The organism is Nitrospirota bacterium (assembly GCA_040757595.1).
Classification (GTDB): Bacteria; Nitrospirota; Nitrospiria; order Nitrospirales; family Nitrospiraceae; genus JBFLWP01.
Map to the genome: position 1 here is coordinate 18,608 of JBFLWP010000017.1, position 15,142 is coordinate 33,749.

General features: G+C 67.0%; 22 protein-coding genes. 13 read left to right on the forward strand and 9 right to left on the reverse strand.

What is annotated here, in order from left to right; translation table 11 throughout:
• Positions 1–128 precede the first annotated feature (128 nt).
• Positions 129–797 carry a PAS and helix-turn-helix domain-containing protein gene (locus tag AB1411_14045; GenBank protein MEW6544715.1) on the reverse strand — a complete coding sequence of 223 codons (669 nt, stop codon included), beginning with the start codon at positions 795–797 and terminating at the stop codon, positions 129–131.
• A gap of 324 nt (positions 798–1,121) precedes the next feature.
• Between AB1411_14045 and AB1411_14050 the strand changes: the two genes are divergently transcribed.
• The 13 genes from AB1411_14050 (at position 1,122) to AB1411_14110 (ending at position 9,868) form a co-directional block, all read left to right on the forward strand.
• Positions 1,122–1,568, forward strand: a complete 447-nt coding sequence (locus AB1411_14050) for a CBS domain-containing protein (protein ID MEW6544716.1) — start codon at positions 1,122–1,124, stop codon at positions 1,566–1,568.
• Positions 1,565–1,705 (forward strand): hypothetical protein, encoded by a 141-nt coding sequence (locus AB1411_14055; protein MEW6544717.1) that lies wholly within the window; start codon positions 1,565–1,567, stop codon positions 1,703–1,705. Before AB1411_14050 ends, AB1411_14055 begins: the two co-directional genes overlap by 4 nt.
• A 96-nt stretch (positions 1,706–1,801) precedes the next feature.
• A complete protein-coding gene (locus AB1411_14060) occupies positions 1,802–2,314 on the forward strand; it encodes an Hsp20/alpha crystallin family protein (GenBank protein ID MEW6544718.1) in 513 nt (170 codons plus the stop codon).
• A gap of 125 nt (positions 2,315–2,439) precedes the next feature.
• Positions 2,440–2,742 carry a GYD domain-containing protein gene (locus AB1411_14065; GenBank protein MEW6544719.1) on the forward strand — a complete coding sequence of 101 codons (303 nt, stop codon included), beginning with the start codon at positions 2,440–2,442 and terminating at the stop codon, positions 2,740–2,742.
• Positions 2,743–2,801: 59 nt separating this feature from the next.
• Entirely contained in the window at positions 2,802–3,458 is a 657-nt protein-coding gene (locus AB1411_14070; protein ID MEW6544720.1) for an ABC transporter substrate-binding protein, read from the forward strand.
• The gene (locus AB1411_14075; protein MEW6544721.1) at positions 3,458–4,177 is read left to right on the forward strand and encodes a hypothetical protein; all 720 of its coding nucleotides are present in this window, start codon (positions 3,458–3,460) and stop codon (positions 4,175–4,177) included. Before AB1411_14070 ends, AB1411_14075 begins: the two co-directional genes overlap by 1 nt.
• A 1-nt stretch (position 4,178) precedes the next feature.
• Positions 4,179–4,604 carry a hypothetical protein gene (locus AB1411_14080; GenBank protein ID MEW6544722.1) on the forward strand — a complete coding sequence of 142 codons (426 nt, stop codon included), beginning with the start codon at positions 4,179–4,181 and terminating at the stop codon, positions 4,602–4,604.
• Positions 4,605–4,643: 39 nt separating this feature from the next.
• Entirely contained in the window at positions 4,644–5,753 is a 1,110-nt protein-coding gene (gene dinB / locus AB1411_14085; protein ID MEW6544723.1) for a DNA polymerase IV, read from the forward strand.
• A gap of 2 nt (positions 5,754–5,755) precedes the next feature.
• Positions 5,756–6,643 carry a universal stress protein gene (locus AB1411_14090; protein ID MEW6544724.1) on the forward strand — a complete coding sequence of 296 codons (888 nt, stop codon included), beginning with the start codon at positions 5,756–5,758 and terminating at the stop codon, positions 6,641–6,643.
• 11 nt (positions 6,644–6,654) lie between these two features.
• Positions 6,655–7,083, forward strand: a complete 429-nt coding sequence (locus tag AB1411_14095) for an NUDIX hydrolase (protein MEW6544725.1) — start codon at positions 6,655–6,657, stop codon at positions 7,081–7,083.
• Positions 7,084–7,329: 246 nt separating this feature from the next.
• Positions 7,330–7,503 carry a hypothetical protein gene (locus AB1411_14100; GenBank protein ID MEW6544726.1) on the forward strand — a complete coding sequence of 58 codons (174 nt, stop codon included), beginning with the start codon at positions 7,330–7,332 and terminating at the stop codon, positions 7,501–7,503.
• Positions 7,504–7,784: 281 nt separating this feature from the next.
• Positions 7,785–8,546: a protein-L-isoaspartate(D-aspartate) O-methyltransferase gene (locus tag AB1411_14105; protein MEW6544727.1), complete on the forward strand. Its 762-nt coding sequence runs from the start codon at positions 7,785–7,787 to the stop codon at positions 8,544–8,546.
• A gap of 17 nt (positions 8,547–8,563) precedes the next feature.
• Positions 8,564–9,868: an amino acid permease gene (locus AB1411_14110; GenBank protein MEW6544728.1), complete on the forward strand. Its 1,305-nt coding sequence runs from the start codon at positions 8,564–8,566 to the stop codon at positions 9,866–9,868.
• 24 nt (positions 9,869–9,892) lie between these two features.
• Here the strand turns inward: AB1411_14110 and AB1411_14115 are convergent, their stop codons facing one another.
• From AB1411_14115 to AB1411_14150, 8 genes are all read right to left on the reverse strand, one after another.
• Positions 9,893–10,150 carry a hypothetical protein gene (locus AB1411_14115; protein ID MEW6544729.1) on the reverse strand — a complete coding sequence of 86 codons (258 nt, stop codon included), beginning with the start codon at positions 10,148–10,150 and terminating at the stop codon, positions 9,893–9,895.
• A 49-nt stretch (positions 10,151–10,199) separates the two neighbouring features.
• Entirely contained in the window at positions 10,200–11,195 is a 996-nt protein-coding gene (locus AB1411_14120) for a hypothetical protein (GenBank protein ID MEW6544730.1), read from the reverse strand.
• A gap of 149 nt (positions 11,196–11,344) precedes the next feature.
• A complete protein-coding gene (locus AB1411_14125; GenBank protein MEW6544731.1) occupies positions 11,345–12,163 on the reverse strand; it encodes a protein-glutamate O-methyltransferase CheR in 819 nt (272 codons plus the stop codon).
• A 7-nt stretch (positions 12,164–12,170) separates the two neighbouring features.
• Positions 12,171–12,416, reverse strand: a complete 246-nt coding sequence (locus AB1411_14130; GenBank protein ID MEW6544732.1) for a hypothetical protein — start codon at positions 12,414–12,416, stop codon at positions 12,171–12,173.
• A gap of 78 nt (positions 12,417–12,494) precedes the next feature.
• Complete coding sequence (locus AB1411_14135; protein ID MEW6544733.1) at positions 12,495–13,811, reverse strand: nicotinate phosphoribosyltransferase; 1,317 nt, start codon at positions 13,809–13,811, stop codon at positions 12,495–12,497.
• Between the two features lie 103 nt (positions 13,812–13,914).
• Positions 13,915–14,328: an ACT domain-containing protein gene (locus tag AB1411_14140; GenBank protein ID MEW6544734.1), complete on the reverse strand. Its 414-nt coding sequence runs from the start codon at positions 14,326–14,328 to the stop codon at positions 13,915–13,917.
• Positions 14,329–14,427: 99 nt separating this feature from the next.
• Positions 14,428–14,916 (reverse strand): adenosine-specific kinase, encoded by a 489-nt coding sequence (locus AB1411_14145; GenBank protein ID MEW6544735.1) that lies wholly within the window; start codon positions 14,914–14,916, stop codon positions 14,428–14,430.
• A gap of 39 nt (positions 14,917–14,955) precedes the next feature.
• Positions 14,956–15,120 carry an FmdB family zinc ribbon protein gene (locus tag AB1411_14150; protein ID MEW6544736.1) on the reverse strand — a complete coding sequence of 55 codons (165 nt, stop codon included), beginning with the start codon at positions 15,118–15,120 and terminating at the stop codon, positions 14,956–14,958.
• Positions 15,121–15,142: the final 22 nt, after the last annotated feature.

Consider the following 15,142-nt stretch of genomic DNA (forward strand, 5'->3'; position numbering starts at 1 on the left):
TTTGGCGGTAACGCAGCGGCACCACGGCTATCGGCCTTCCCTCTGCGCGCGACGCAGGGAGGCGGCAAGAGGGACGCGGGGACACGGTGACGCGGCGAGGGAAGAGGAGCTGACTGCCGAAAGCTCGCCTACGAGGCGGGAGAACGGGGTGGGAACGCGATCGCCAGGGCTTCAAGCCTGGTGTGGGCTCCGAGTTTCTCCAGAACGTGCTGGATATGATTGCGGACGGTGGCCTGGCTGACAAAGAGGGCCTCGGCGATGGCCTTCGTGCCCTTGCCCGAGGCGAGCAGCCGGAGCACTTCAGCCTCGCGCTCGGTGAGGGGAAGGCTGGAGGGGATCGGCGGCGGCTCCTCCTGGTACGGAGCGCCACTTGCCGATCGGAGGCTGCACACCGCCGAACGGAGCTCCTCGACCAACTGGCGGACTTTGGCCTGCTTGGTGATGTCGCGGAACAGGTGCGCGGCCCAAAACCGGCCTTTCCTCCCGGTGGGGACGGGAAGGGAGCTGATGTTCAGCCAGACCATCCGACCGGCCTTGGTGCGGGTCTGCATGTCGAAGTTGCGCACCGAGCGGCCGGCGGCGACCCTGGTCCCGATGACACAAGACGCCGAGCACAGGGGATGGCCGCCCAACGTCTGCCCGCGGAACACGTCGTGACACGGACGGCCAAGAACCGCCTCGGCCCGAAAACCCAGCATCCGCTCCGCGGCCCGATTCCAAAACACCACCCTCCCCTGCTCGTCAACGAGCATAGCCCCATCGGCGGCACCGGCGAGCATGGACAGGACCTGCTTCATGGGCCCCTCGGGAAGGACGCCTGTGACTCATTCATTGTACAGCTTTGCTGCACGAGATGTGCCCGATCTTCATCCTACAGCCCTGCGGATTTCCCCGCCGATGGCCCGTCCCTGTAGCCTTTCGCATCAGAACCCGAACTTATGACTGTAGACATACTCCGCAAAGCCCCCCTCCCTTCCCGCTTGACCCACGGCCAAGTGGCCATAGGCGCGGGGTTCCTCGTGCGATTGATCCCTTGGCACATCGCTTGCGGGAGAGATAGGATCGTGCACAAGCCGGCGCGCGAAGGCGGACGCTTAACCGATCGGCAGGAGGGAAGAGAGATGGCGAAACAGAAGGCGGCGATGAGCGACCGGCAACTGGCTGACTTCAGCCGGCTGACCGTGGCGCGGTTCATGGAGAGGGACGTGCAGGTCGGCCACCGGCACACGAAGGCCGACGTGCTGGCCTCGCAGATGATCGAGGGATTCGGCGCCGTGCCGATCGTAGACGAGCAGCAGCACCTCGTGGGGATCGTCAGCGAGTTCGACCTCCTGGGCGCCCTCGAGCAGGGCCGTCGGTGGGGCGACGTTTCGGCCCAGGATCTCATGTCGCCGAACCCCTACTCGGTCCGGCCGGAGACGGACCTGGGCACCCTGGTCCACGTCCTCCGGGCCAGCCAGCTCATCCGGGTGCCGGTCGTGGATGCGGCCGGCAAGCTGGTCGGGATCGTGGCGCGGCGCGACATCCTGCGCGGCTATTTGAACTACGGCATGTCGCCGAACCTATGAAAAAGCGCCGTCTCAAGCTCCCCATCCGGCTCACGGCCAAGCCGACCCGGCCGCACAGCACCAAGAAGGGGGCGCGCGGCTACAGCCGGCCTCGGGCCAAGGCGGAGGCGCGGCGCGAGCAACGCGTTGAACCGTGATGGGTGCTGAACGAGAGGGCGACGACGCGAGGCAAGAGGTTTTCTCTGACGACCCTTCGCCGCGCTCGTCATTTCATAAGAAAGGAGGTATGAGTTATGGCAGGGAAAGGAAAGGAGAAGAAGGAATCCAGAGCGCTGACCCCCAGAAAAGCTCCCGAGCTGATCCCGCGCCGTGAGGAATTCGACCGCTGGTTCGACCGGATGGTCGAGGAGTTCTGGCACCGGCCGTTCCCCGGTCTCTTCCATCCCGAACGGTGGTGGCCCGCCCGAGCGGTCTCCGTCCCGTCGCCAGCCTTGGACGTGTACGAAGAGAAGGACGAGGTCGTCGTGAAGGCGGAGCTGCCCGGCATGGCCAAGGAAGAGATCGAGGTCAACCTGGCGGGCGACGTGCTGACCATCAAGGGCGAGAAGAAAAAGGAGGAGGAGATCAAGGAAGAGGACTATCGGTACCGCGAGCGGTCCTACGGCTCGTTCGCCCGGAGCCTCGAGCTGCCCTGCGAGGTCAAGGCCGATCAGGTCAAGGCGACGTTCAAAGACGGCGTCCTGGAGGTTCGTCTGCCGAAGACCGAGGAAGCCAAGAAGCAATCGGTCGCGGTCAAGATCGACTGACGGATGGCGGCTGAACCCCGTTCCCGCGGTCCGCGGTTTCGGGTGAGCGCCCGCGTTGCGGCATGATCCGCCCGCCGTAGTTCGAGAGGCGGGCGGCACATGCCAGGCGAGGGTTGGAGGGGACGATGGGCACCTATGTCATGCTGACCAAGCTGGCGCCGGACGCGCTGACCCGCCCGGGCGCGGTGTCAGGGTTGAACAAGAAGGTCGAGAGCCGCATCAAGAAGGAATGCCCCGGGGTGAAATGGCTGGCCAACTACGCCGTGCTGGGACCCTGCGACTATCTGGACATCTTCGAGGCGCCCGACTCCGATACGGCCACCAAGGTCGCGCTGCTCGTCCGCTCGTTCGGCCATGCCACCACGGAAACGTGGGTGGCGACCCAATGGGACCGGTACGAAGGACTGGCCAGGCGGCTGAAGGGCTGAGTGCGGGGCAGGCCCGTCGCCGGGCCTCGGACAGTCTGTGGGTGGATGTTTCCACGCCGATGACCGCGCGCTCGTCCGGCGTCCGGCACGGCCGCCGATCGGGGCGAGGTCTCGTCCTCGTCGCTTGCGCGACCGTCCTGCTCACCGCGCCGGCGATCGCGGCGGTGTCGCCGACCGAAACCGTCAGGACCACGATCAACGAGGTGATCCGCATCCTCTCCGACGAAGACATGAAGAAGCCCGAACGGCTCAAGGAGCGCCGCAAGCGGCTCGAAACGGTGATCGGGAACCGGTTCGATTACGAGGAGATGTCGAGGCGGACCCTGGCGGCGCACTGGAGCAAGCTCACCGAGGCGGAGAGGCGGGAATTCGTCGAGTCGTTCCGCGCCTTTTTGTCGGCCACCTACGGAGGCAAGATCGAAGGGTATTCCGGCGAGCAGGTCGAGTACCTCCAAGAGCGGCGCGAGGGGAATTACGCCGAGGTCCGGACCCGAATCGTCTCGGACAAGCTCGTCCTGCCGATGGATTACCGTCTCATGAGCAAGGAGGGGGACTGGCGCGTGTACGACGTCGTGGCCGACGGCGTCAGCCTGGTGAAGAACTACCGGGGCCAGTTCGACAAGGTCCTCCGCGAGTCCTCCTATGCGGCGCTGGTCGAGAAGCTCCGGAAGAAGTCGGAGGACAGCGGCTCCCCGAAGGCCGAACGGGAGAGATGATGCGGGATGGACGGCCGGCGGCTTTCTTGTTGGTCATGGGAGCGCTGCTGCTGACGTCCTGCGCCGGCCCGCTCAAGCAATGGGGGGCAGAAACCTCGCTCGTTTCGAAGAAACCGTCGTTCAAGCCGGTCGCCTTGGAGCGGGAGCGGGTTGCGGTGTTGAGCGCCGTCGTGGGGTTCGGACTGGAAGGGTACAGTCATCAGGTTTCACGTTCTCTGTTCAGCGCGCTGGCCAAAAGCCAATTCTCGGCAGCGGCAATCTCGCCCCAGGAGGCGCTGAGCCTGATCAACCAGGCCGGGCTGGCCAAGGACTACGCGACGGTGGTATCGGAGTACATCCGGAGCGGGATCATGGACCGGGCCGTGCTGGAAAAGGTAGGCCGGGCGCTCCAAGCCGGCTATGTCTTCCAGCCCAGCATGGCGGCGTTCAGCCAGCACATGTCCGGTCGGCTCTCCTTCTTAGGGCTACGCATCTTCCAGACCCGCATCTCCATGCTGCGCCTGTCCCTGGAGCTCTGGGACACCCGCTCGGGGGAGATCGTGTGGGAAGCCTCCGGGGAGATGACCCTGGCTGGCGAGGACATCCGCGAGTTCCGAATCCCCTTCGAGGAAATTGCAGAACATCTGTGGGAGCGCATTCTCCAGGACCTTTCGACCGACGGCCAGGAACCTGCCCCAGGTCCGTCACAAAGCGAGGAGACCCATGACGAATCACGTTAACGTGCCCAGATCGACCGTCCTCGGATTAGTCCTCGTCACAGCCCTCTTAGCAACCGGCGCGGCCGACGCGATCTCCCCGGCCCAAATCGCGGAGGAGCAACGGATCGAGGTCATCATCAGGAACTATGAGTTCCAGTTGACCCAGCCGACTCCCATCAGGCGGGGCTTGCCCGCCGTCATCATCCTGCGCAACCAGGACATCGTCCGGCACGGCTTCACGTCGGCCGCGCTGGGCGGGCTGCTGGTCCACGGGGAGGGCGAAGGGATCGCCTCCTACGGCAAGGGGCTCGAAGGGTTCTACGTGGACCCGGGCAAGACCCTGGTCATCCGGTTTACGACCGAGCGCCCCGGGAGCTTCTCCTTCCGTTGCGACCTCCACCCGCAGATGAAGGGGGAAATTTTCCAGATGGAGATCCCCTCGGCCTGACAGGATGGCCACGCTCCGCCTTCTCTCTCACGCGCCGCCATGAGAATCGTGGGGCACCTGGACATGGACGCCTTCTTCGCGGCGATCGAGGAACGGGACACGCCTTCGCTGCGCGGGCTCCCGCTCGTCGTGGGGGCCGATCCCCGCGGCGGCAAGGGCCGGGGCGTGGTCTCCACCGCCAACTACCGGGCGCGGGAGTACGGCATCCATTCCGCCCTGCCGATCTCGCAGGCCTGGCGCCTCTCCCAGGCGGCCGCGCGCCGGGGAAAGCCCCCCGCCGCGTTCCTCCCGGTGGACATGGAAAAGTACGCGCGCGTTTCGAACCGCGTCATGGAAATCCTGCGCCGGTTCGCGCCGGTGGTGGAGCAGGCCAGCATTGACGAAGCCTACCTCGACCTGAGCTCCACCGGCTCCTATGTCGGGGCCGAAAGCCTGTGCCGCGCGATCAAACGGGCGATCAAGGACGAAGAGCAGCTCACGGCCTCGGTGGGCATCGGCCCCAACAAGCTGGTGGCCAAGATCGCCTCGGGCCTGCACAAGCCGGACGGCCTGACGGTCGTGCCCGACCAGGAGGTCGAAGCGGTGCTCGCACCGCTCCCCGTCCGGACCATTCCCGGCATCGGGCCCAAGACCGAGGCGGCGCTCGCGAAGCGGGGCATCGGGCTCGTCCGGGATCTCATGCGCTGTTCCCAGGCCGAGCTGCAGGCCCAGTTCGGGAAACGGGGCCTCGACTTCTACGAGAAGGCGCGCGGCAGAGACGAGGAACCGGTCCAGGAAGCCTATGAGGTGAAATCCGTCGGTGAGCAGGAGACCTTCGATCAGGACACCCGTGATCCTCTGTTTCTCACCGAGCGGCTGACGGTCATGTGCGAAGAGGTCATGGCCCGGTTGCGCGAGGAGGGGTTCGCTTCGTTCCGGACCGTCGTCCTGACCGTCCGGTTCGCCGACTTCGAAACGATTTCGCGGGCCCATACCCTGCGCGCTCCCGCCGCCTCGCTCAACCCGCTCAAAGTCGAGGCGATGAAGCTCTTGATGCCGTTCCTGGACCGGCGCGAGAATCCGGGCCACAAAAGAATCCGCCTGCTCGGGATCCGCGTCGAAAAATTGCAGCGGGAGCCCGCGCCCTCGTCTCACGATGAAAGGAGATGACGATGCACTTCCTGCTCGCCCTCGACGAATCTCGGTACGCGGACGCCATCGTCGCGTGGATGGCGCGGTTTCCCCATCCCGTCGGCAGCCGGCTGACCCTCGTCCACGTGCTCGAGCCGTGGGACGTTCCGAAGACGGTTGCCCAAGCGGATCGGACGGCGCTCCAGCGCCGCCGGGATGCGGGTGCGCAGTCGTTGCTGGCCCGGGCCGCCCATCGGCTCTGGAACGCCTACTCCGGCGTCGAGACGATCGTTCTGGAAGGGCTTCCCATCTACGAGTTGCTGCGCCTGATCCACGCAAAGCGTCCGGACGTGGTCGTCAGCGGCACCCGCGGCCTGGAGGCTGCCAAGGGGCTGGTTCTGGGCAGCGTGTCGCAGCGGCTCCTCACCTACGCCCCCTGCTCGGCCATGCTGATCCCGGCCAAGACGAAGGCGGCGCGGCGGATGAAGGTAATGCTCGCCACGGACGGATCGCCCGGCGCCGAAGAGGCGGCCCGTTTCCTCACGGCGTTGCCCGACCTCGATCGGATCACCGTGCTCAGCGCCGCGCGCCCGATCAGCCCTCTGGACATCGCGCGGGGGGCAGGCGGAGACAAGCGGAAGGCGAGGGAACTGGCTGCCGAGTTGATGAAGAGCCGGCTGGAGGCCGCGCAGCGGGCCGTCGAGCGGACGGTCAAGATCGCCTCCTTGTCCGGAGCGACGATCAAGACCTCTCTCGTCACCGGCCATCCCGCCGAGGTGATCCCGCGCGCGGCCAGACGGAGCCGCTGCGATCTGCTGGTCATCGGATCCCGCGGCCTGACCGGCAGGGAGGCGACGGCCCTGGGCAGCGTCTCGCTGGCGGTCGCGCAACAGGCGCCGTGTCCGGTCCTGGTCGTCAAGCCGTCGTAACGGGCGGCCTCATGGAGCGGAAACACGGGCAAAGGCCGCTGTTCGAATTCTCGGCCGGCGGCGTGGTCCTGCGCGACGGCCTGGTCCTGCTCATCCGCGCGCGCGACCTCAAGGGCCGTTCCATCTGGACCTTTCCCAAGGGCAAGCTGAACGAGCGGGAAAAGAGCCCCGAGGCCGCGTTGCGGGAAGTGGAGGAGGAGACCGGCTGGCGCTGCCGGATCGAGGCGGAGTTGCCCAAGTCCCAATACTGGTTCCAGCGGGAGGGTCAGCGGGTGAAGAAGACCGTGCGCTGGTTCCGCATGGCGCCCGTCGAGCAGGTCGGCCGGCCGGATCAGGAGGTGGACGAGGTGGCGTGGCTGCCCGTGAGCGACGCCTTGGCCCGCCTTACCTACGACTCGGACCGTAAGCTCCTGGGCAACGCGACAGCAGAGGGGGCATAGCCCGATCCGGGACTGAGGATAAACGCTCCATTGGGCGATCCGCGGCCTGGGGCAAATGGCTGCAACCGCTATAGAGGGACCTTCCCTGGTCGCTTTTCATAACCCGTCAATTTTATGGAACTTCCATGACCTGGCCCACGACGGGCCCGTGCCCCACTGGAAAGCGGGCACCGGATATGCTCCACCTACTTACGGAAGCAGCACAGCGACAGAACCACACCACCATCGGAGGCATGACGCGTCATGATGCGGATTCGGTGCCCACAATGTTCCGGGGACCAGCTCACGCGCCGACACCGGACGATCTGGGATCGGATCCTCAGTTGGCTGTTCGGTCTCTATCCGTTTCACTGCGAGCAGTGTGGGTACGAGTTCCGGGCCAAGTATCACCCGCCCGCGACGACGGTTCTGGACGACTAGCAGGATGTTGAAAAAGTCCGCCAGCCGGGTACCCGCTTGGCGGGTGATCGCATCGCTCCGAGGCTCCACGTACAGCAAAGAGTACGCGTCGCCTCCTCGCTCGCTGCGGCCTCGCTGGACGGCCTTTTTGAACATCCTGTGGGGTTTGTTGATGGCATCTGCGGGCTTGTCCTGGCCCATGCTGTCGGGACGGCAAAATGGTTTTTCAACAGCCTGTTAGCGCCCGGCTTCAGTGTACGGCCTCTGCTCCGCCACGCCTCCCGGTCGACGACGCTGCCCCCATGCCGCATCGGTGCTCCATCACGATCGTCTGGACCGCCTGCGCCATCGGTGCGATGATCGGGTGCGGGGAGGCTTCCCAGCGGGAATCCTTCACCGCCGATCCCTCACGCCAGCGGGAACGGAACGACATGGTCGAGGAGCAGCTCGTTGCGCGCGGAGTGAGAGATCGGGCCGTGCTGGCCGCCATGCGGCGCGTCCCGCGCCATCGTTTCGTGCCCGACATGTACGCCCCGTTCGCCTACGGTGACGGGGCCCTGCCGATCGGCCACGACCAGAGCATCTCGCAACCCTATCTCGTCGCCCGCATGACCGAAGCCCTCGCCCTGCGGGGCAAGGAGAGAGTCCTGGAGGTGGGCACCGGTTCCGGCTATCAGGCGGCCGTGCTCGCGGAGATCGCGGCGCAGGTCTACACGATCGAGATTCTCGCGCCCCTGGCGGACCGGGCCGCCAAGAGGCTCGCGGAGCTCGGTTACGCCAACGTGCAGGTGCGCGCGGGCGACGGCTATCTCGGCTGGCCGGAGGCGGCCCCCTTCGACGCGATTCTCGTCACCGCCGCGGCCGACCATGTTCCCGAGCCGTTGCTGCGGCAACTGGCCCCCGGCGGCCGGCTCATCCTTCCGCTCGGCCGGTTCTTCCAGCGCCTGGTGCTGTACCGGCGGACCCAGGAGGGATACGAGCGTACGGAGCTGGATTACGTCCGCTTCGTGCCTCTGATCCGCCAGGAGCCGCGGCCCGGGGCGGAAGGCGGCGGAGCGCCGTGAAGACGGAGCCGTCGGCCTTGCCACGTCGCATCGGCGCCTTCACCGCCGGCTGCGTGCTGGTCAGCAACGTCGTCGGCGTCGGCATCTTTACGACGACCGGCATCATGGCCCGTGATCTGGGGAACCCGTTCTGGATCTTGGGGCTCTGGCTCATGGGCGCCCTGCTCGCGCTGGGCGGGGCGCTCGCGTACAGCGAGTTGGGCACGGCTTTGCCCCATTCGGGTGGCGAGTACGTGTTCCTCCGACAGGCCTACGGGCCGCTGGCGGGGTTTCTCAGCGGCTGGACCTCCCTCGCCATCGGATTCGGCGCCGCCATCGCGGCGGGGGCGGTGAGCTTCGCCGCCTACCTTCGCGCGATCGTGCCGCTCGCGGAGGCACCGGAGACGCTCTCGACGGCCCTCTCCCTGACCTGGCTCGTCACGGGATTTCACCTGAGCGGGCACGGGGCGAGCGGAGCCTTCCAGCGGCTCCTCACGTCCCTGAACGTCGGCCTGATCGCCGCGCTGGTCCTGCTGGCCCTGACCTCGGAGCGGGGCAGTTGGGAGCACCTCCTGGCGCGCGGCCCGGAGACGCCGCCGGGCGGCACGATCGCGGTCTCGCTCATCTTCGTCGGCTACGCCTACTCCGGGTGGAATGCCGCCGCCTATCTGTCCGGGGAACTCGTCGAGCCGGGACGCACGATTCCCCGGGCTCTCATCGGCGGAACCCTGGCGGTCGCGGTCCTGTATCTGGGGCTGAACCTGGTCTACTTCTATGCCCTGCCGGTCGCCGCCCTGGGGCAGGCGCCGGTCCTGCCGGTCGCGGAGAAGGCGGCGATGGCGCTCTTCGGACCGGGAGGCGCGACGGTGATCGGCGGCATCGTCTGTCTCTCGATCGCCGGATCGGTGAGCGCCATGATCTGGGCCGGCTCCCGCCTGTACCACACGATGGCCGTGGACGGCCTGCTGCCGGGTCTCTTCGCGCGCCTGTCCCCCCGGAGCGGAATCCCGCTCAACGCGGTGCTGCTCCAAGGCGTCTGGGCCTCCCTGCTGATCCTGTCCGGTACGTTTGAAGCGCTCGTGGTCTACAGCGGGTTCGTGCTGACGGCCTTCAACGCCCTGGCGGTGGGCGCGGTCCTGGTCCTCCGTTGGCGCAGGCCGGACATGGCGCGGCCCTACCGTGTGCCGCTCTATCCCCTCGTTCCGGTTCTCTACGTCGGCTGCGCCGGGGCCGTCGCGGCCTACACCGCGGTCGAACGGCCCGTCGAGTCAGGGCTCGGGCTCGTCACGGTTCTGGCGGGCGTGCCGCTCTATTTCCGGCTCTCCCAGCGATCGCGCGGGTAAGGGGGTTCTCTCGCGTCTCACGTTTCACGACGACTCCCGCCCCGGCCGTTGCTCGAACAACGTGACTTCCCACTGGTCGCGCGGCAGGTCGTGCCGGAGGATGTAGAGCCCGCCGTCGTCCCCCTGCACCTTGAAATACCGATGGTCCGACCCCGGCCACCAATCCAGGGGCTCCACGACGGTGACCCTCCTGTCCCCCAGAAGGAACGCCCGCGGCCGTTCCTCGCCGCTGGGGCCGGCCGCGCATTCCACCCGGACCGGAATTCCCGGATCATCGCCCATCGTCGCGTTTCCAATGAGCCCGCCTGCAGCCCTCAGGATCGGCGCGACGTCATGCGGCGCCGCGGAGCGGAAGCATCGCCATCGGATTGCCCACCGTCATCTGTTGGATCTGCCGCTCCGTCACGCCGGACGCCAGGAATCGCGGCAGCACGTCTCGGATGAGGTGGGCGTAGCCGCACCCGCCATAGGCCATGAGCTGGCGAGGCACGCAGACATCCTGGGAGAGCAGCACCTTCACCAGATACGCTTCGTCCCGCACGAGCGTTTTGACGGCCGAGGCGTACAGCCGGTAGTCGTCCTCCGGAATGCCGGGGCACCCGACGTCCGAACCCCAGGCGTCAAAGGCCACGTACGCGCCCATCTCGATCATCCGCCGGTGCAGCTTGAGATCGGCCGGGATCGGCGAGCAGTGGCAGACGACCACGCGGGAGAGGTCGATCCCCTCTTCGCTCCGGAGGTACTCCAGCACGGCGATCCGCAACGGCCCGTTCCAACAGGGCCTGCGCCAGTCGTTGTCGAAGTGCAGGGAGAGGGGGGCCCCGGTTCGCCGCTGCGCCCCCGCGCCGGCTTTGAGCACCTTCCGCTCGTCCCGATCCATGGCGGAGATCGCCGGGGGCGAGTCGCTGATCCCGATCTCGCCGATCACGCCGGCTCCGATCCGCTCCGGACCCACCCCGTCCAGCACGTCACCGACGAGCCGATCCTCGATCGTCCGTTGGGACCATCCGGCCAGTTCGGGAGGGTGCCACGGCTTCTTATGAAAGCCCGTCCCCATCACGATGTGGACACCCGTCCGCTGGGCGATGGCGCGGAGCCGGTCGGCATGGGCCGGCGCACGCAACCCGTGGGGGGTCAGCTCCACCAGGGTCCGCTGAGCCGGGCCGTGCAGCTCGGAGCGGCCGAAGACCGCCAGCTCTTCCGCCGCCAGATTCGGATCGTCGAGGATCGCGTCCCGCGGCCACTCCGGACGCCGGATCAGAAGATGCTCGTGCGGAAGGGTCACGCCAAGATCGGCGGGCGGGATGTCCCCTCCGACGGTCCTCACGTTCCCCGCCGGCGGGGCAATTTGGCCAAGCGAAACCGCGCCCCTCCGGTTCGCGCCGAGCGCGAGGAGAAAGACCGAGCCGGCCTTCAGAAAATCACGGCGACTGAGCCAGGTATTCTGGGAAGGGCTCACGCTCACGCGGGACCGGGTCATCGGGATTTGCGGAACACGCCGCAGCGCGCGGACCACGGCTCCAGGGCTTCGCCGACTTCCGGCAGGGATTCAAGGCTCCCGATCACCAAGGCTCCGCCCGGAGCCAACCGGCTCAGGATCCTGTCCAGGACCGCGCGCTGTACCTCCAGGTCGAAATAGGTGAAGGCAAGGTTCCGGCACAGGATCAGGTGAAACGGGCCTTCCGGCGCCTCCTTGCGGAGATCCTGCCGCACGAACGTCACCGCCTTGCGGAGCTCATCTCGCAGAGAGAATCCTCCGGCAACGCGGACGAAGGCCTGATCCAGCCATGACGCCGGAAGCTCCTTGAGGCTGCTCGCCGGATACCAGCCCCGCTCCGCCCGATCCAGGGCCCGTTGATCAACGTCGGTCGCCAGCACCTGCACGGTCACGTCGGGGAACCGCGGGGCCAGAGCTAGGCGCCAGAGGATGGCCAGCGTATAGGGCTCTTCCCCGGACGCGCAGCCGGCCGACCAGCATCGCAGCGCCCGTTCACCGCTGGCGCCGGCGAGCTGCGCGAGCTCCGGGAGCACCGCCCGCTCCAGAAATGTATGGACTCCCCTGTCCCGATAAAACCGGGAAATGGAGATCCAGCACAGTTCGTCCAAAACCGGCCATTCGTCCGGATGGGTCTCCAGATAGGACGGATAGGCGGACACGTCGGGGAGCCCGAGGTCGTCGAGACGGCGGGCGACGCGCTTGCAGACCTGCCGGCGCACCTTGCGAAAGCCGGGCCAGCGCAGATGCAGCCGCGGCAGCGCCCACTGCAGAAAGGCGACGCAGGCCGCGTCCTTCATCCCTCATTCACGTGGCGCCGCCGGAAGGGAACCGGCGGAGACCGAGCCGCGCGGCGATCTCGTGCAGCTTTTCGTGAACGGACTCGTTGTTGTATTCCTGGACGTCGGCCAAGGCCGCCGAGAAGTCGGTCAGCGCGGCGAGCCACTCTTTCAAGCTGTCGAGCGTGACCGGCTCCTCGCGCGCCCGATCAATGCGCGCCGAAGCCTCCTTCAGCCGGGCAACGGCCTCCTCCAAATGTTTCGGAAGCGCCATGGTTCTCCTCCCATGAACTGGCGAGAGGCTCGGGGCTAGGGGGCAGATTCCCCTAGCCTCGCGCCACAAGCCTCGTGCCTATGTCCGATCGTCCACCGCCTTGACCAGGTCCTGGAGCGCCGACGAAATCCGGACCGGCACCGTTTCCCCCTCCTCCAGCCGCCGCACCGGCTCCGGCAGGCGCGTCAACTGCGCCGCTGCCCGCGCGCGCAGCTCGGAGAGCGGGCTGGTCCGGGCGAGCCGCTTTCCTCCGGACATGACAGGCCGCAGCAGCGGCTCCCCCTCCTGGGGATCGTCCGCCAGCGTCACCAGATCGGCGGCGATGCGCCCGTCGGCGCCGTACCGCCGGTAGACCTGCTTCCGGCCTGGCCAGGTCGCCTTGCCCTCGGACCGTTTGCGGCACGGCCGTCCGGCGTACTCCATCAGCTTGTAGGCGCAGTCCAGATAAGGGGCGTCGGCCGAGGTGGTCATGATCGTGCCGACCGCGAAGCTGTCGATCGGGGCGCCGGCGGTCAGGAACCGCTGCAGGGCGGACTCCTCCAGGTTGCCGCTCGCGATGATCTGCACCTGGGGCAGCCCGCCTTCGTCCAGGATGCGCCGGACTTTCCGGGCATGGTCGGCCAGGTCTCCGCTGTCCAGCCGCACGCCCTTGATCGTGATGCCCTGCCGGGCCAGAGACGGCGCCAGCGCCACCACCTTCCGGGCCGCCGCCTCCGTGTCGTAGGTGTCCAGCAGGAGCACGAGGTTGTCCGGCTGCGCCTGGGCGAAGTGCTCGAAGGCCTCCGTCTCGTCCCTGTGGGCCTGCACGAAGGAGTGGGCCATGGTGCCGTACAGGGGGATCCCGAAGCGGACCCCGGCCTCCACGGTGGCGGTGCCGGCGAAGCCGGCCAGGTAGCTCGCGCGGGCCGCGAAGACGCCGGCCTCGGCCCCGTGGGCCCGTCGCAGCCCGAAGTCCACCAGCGGCTTGCCGCCGGCGGCCAGGACCGAGCGGGCCGCCTTGGAGGCGATCACGGTCTGGAGGTGGAGCAGGTTGATCAGCCGGGTCTCCACCAGTTGCGCCTGCGGGAGCGGCGCCGTCACCCGGACGAGCGGCTCGTGGGGAAAGCAGACCGTGCCCTCCGGCATCGCGTGCAGGTCGCCGGTGAAGCGCAGCCGCTCCAGATAGTCAACAAAGGAGCGGCTGAACCGGCCGCTGACGCGGACCCAGTCCAATTCCGCCGGCGTGAACCGCAGGTTTTCCAGATAGTCCACGAGCTGCTCGAGCCCGGCCGCCAGGAGGAACCCGCGCGCGGCGGGCAGCCGGCGCGAGAAGAACTCGAAGACGGCGGTCTCCTCCATTCCCTGCTCCACGTAGGCCTGGAGCATGGTGAGCTGGTAGAGATCCGTCAATAACACGCCGGGAGAGGACACAGATCGTGAGTTGTGAGTTTTCAGTTTTGAGTTGAGAGCGTGAGCTTTGAGTCCGCCAATTCAAAACTCATGACTCACAACTATCAACTCAGACGGCGCCCAGTATCTTGGAGGCCTTCTTCACGTCGCCGGGCCTGACCCAGAACAGGGCCCCGAAGCGGCCCTCCCCGCCGCACACGGCGTCCAGCGCGGTGATGTTGATCTTGGCGTCGGCCAGCCGCCCGATCACGTCGGCGACGGCCCCGGGCCGGTCGTCGCCCTGGGCGACGAAGCAGGTCTTGGGGCCCTTCACCTTGACCTTGGCGCGCTTGGCCGCGGCCTTGAAGGAGGCCGCATCGGTCACGACGAAGTCGAGCTGGGCCCCACGGCCCTTGGGGAAGCCGGAAAAGGCCAGGAGATTGACCCCCTCGTCGCGCAGCGCCTGGAGCGTGCGCGCGCAGACGCCGGGCTTGTCGGGAACCTTCATCTTGAAATATTGCGCGGCGTGAACGGTGCCAGCCATGGCGTCCCCCTTTCGTTCAACGATGAACGCTGAATGCTGAACGTTGATCTGAGGAATCTGCCGCTCCGCGTCCAGCGCTCCGCGTTCAGCGTTTATCCTTTAGAGTTTGTATCCGAACATCCGCACCTGCGCTTTGCGATCCCGGATGTCCGCCTCCTGCTCGACGCCCTTGGGCGGGCTCCCGTCCACCACGCCCAGGATGCCCCGTCCCTGCCCCGTCTCCGCGACGATCACCTCGACTTGGTTGGCCGTGGCGCAATAGATCGTGCAGACTTCGGGGACCTGCCGGATCGCCGGCAGGACGTTGATCGGAAAACAGTTTCGCAGGCAGACCAGGAAGCTATGGCCGGCGCCGACCGCCTGGAGATTGCTCCGCGCCAGCTCGATCAACTCGTGATCGGTCCCGCTCCACCGCACGAGACAGGGGCCCGAGGATTCACAGAAGGCCAGGCCGAAGGTGATCCCCGGCACGGAGCCGGCCAGGGCTTCGTGGAGGTCCTCCACCGTTTTGATGAAGTGGGCCTGACCGAGGATGATGCTGACGGAATCGGGTTTCCGGACCGGGACGGAGATGAGGGTGAGCGCCACAGGCACCTCCGATGGCTGAGGGCTGTCCGCCCTTAGCTTTTAGCTCTTTTTCGACGTCCTGGCAATGAAGCTGGTGATCAGTTGCTCCATCCGCTTGCTGCCGCAGGCGGGACAGGTCGCGGCCCCGCTCTCGTGCTCTTTGAGCGACAGAGCCAGGAGGGACTCCTTCCCGCAGTCCAGGCACTTGTAGTCGTACATCGGCATCGCTTCACCTCGAAAGCCGTGA

Coding starts and splice junctions, on each gene's coding strand:
- AB1411_14095 (MEW6544725.1), top strand. CDS start 6,655: ATGGAGCGGAAACACGGGCAAAGGCCGCTGTTCGAATTCTCGGCCGGC.
- AB1411_14105 (MEW6544727.1), top strand. CDS start 7,785: ATGCCGCATCGGTGCTCCATCACGATCGTCTGGACCGCCTGCGCCATC.
- AB1411_14090 (MEW6544724.1), top strand. CDS start 5,756: ATGCACTTCCTGCTCGCCCTCGACGAATCTCGGTACGCGGACGCCATC.
- AB1411_14045 (MEW6544715.1), bottom strand. CDS start 797: ATGAAGCAGGTCCTGTCCATGCTCGCCGGTGCCGCCGATGGGGCTATG.
- AB1411_14065 (MEW6544719.1), top strand. CDS start 2,440: ATGGGCACCTATGTCATGCTGACCAAGCTGGCGCCGGACGCGCTGACC.
- dinB (MEW6544723.1), top strand. CDS start 4,644: ATGAGAATCGTGGGGCACCTGGACATGGACGCCTTCTTCGCGGCGATC.
- AB1411_14075 (MEW6544721.1), top strand. CDS start 3,458: ATGCGGGATGGACGGCCGGCGGCTTTCTTGTTGGTCATGGGAGCGCTG.
- AB1411_14150 (MEW6544736.1), bottom strand. CDS start 15,120: ATGCCGATGTACGACTACAAGTGCCTGGACTGCGGGAAGGAGTCCCTC.
- AB1411_14070 (MEW6544720.1), top strand. CDS start 2,802: ATGACCGCGCGCTCGTCCGGCGTCCGGCACGGCCGCCGATCGGGGCGA.
- AB1411_14100 (MEW6544726.1), top strand. CDS start 7,330: ATGCGGATTCGGTGCCCACAATGTTCCGGGGACCAGCTCACGCGCCGA.
- AB1411_14050 (MEW6544716.1), top strand. CDS start 1,122: ATGGCGAAACAGAAGGCGGCGATGAGCGACCGGCAACTGGCTGACTTC.
- AB1411_14140 (MEW6544734.1), bottom strand. CDS start 14,328: ATGGCTGGCACCGTTCACGCCGCGCAATATTTCAAGATGAAGGTTCCC.
- AB1411_14055 (MEW6544717.1), top strand. CDS start 1,565: ATGAAAAAGCGCCGTCTCAAGCTCCCCATCCGGCTCACGGCCAAGCCG.
- AB1411_14115 (MEW6544729.1), bottom strand. CDS start 10,150: ATGGGCGATGATCCGGGAATTCCGGTCCGGGTGGAATGCGCGGCCGGC.
- AB1411_14130 (MEW6544732.1), bottom strand. CDS start 12,416: ATGGCGCTTCCGAAACATTTGGAGGAGGCCGTTGCCCGGCTGAAGGAG.
- AB1411_14125 (MEW6544731.1), bottom strand. CDS start 12,163: ATGAAGGACGCGGCCTGCGTCGCCTTTCTGCAGTGGGCGCTGCCGCGG.
- AB1411_14060 (MEW6544718.1), top strand. CDS start 1,802: ATGGCAGGGAAAGGAAAGGAGAAGAAGGAATCCAGAGCGCTGACCCCC.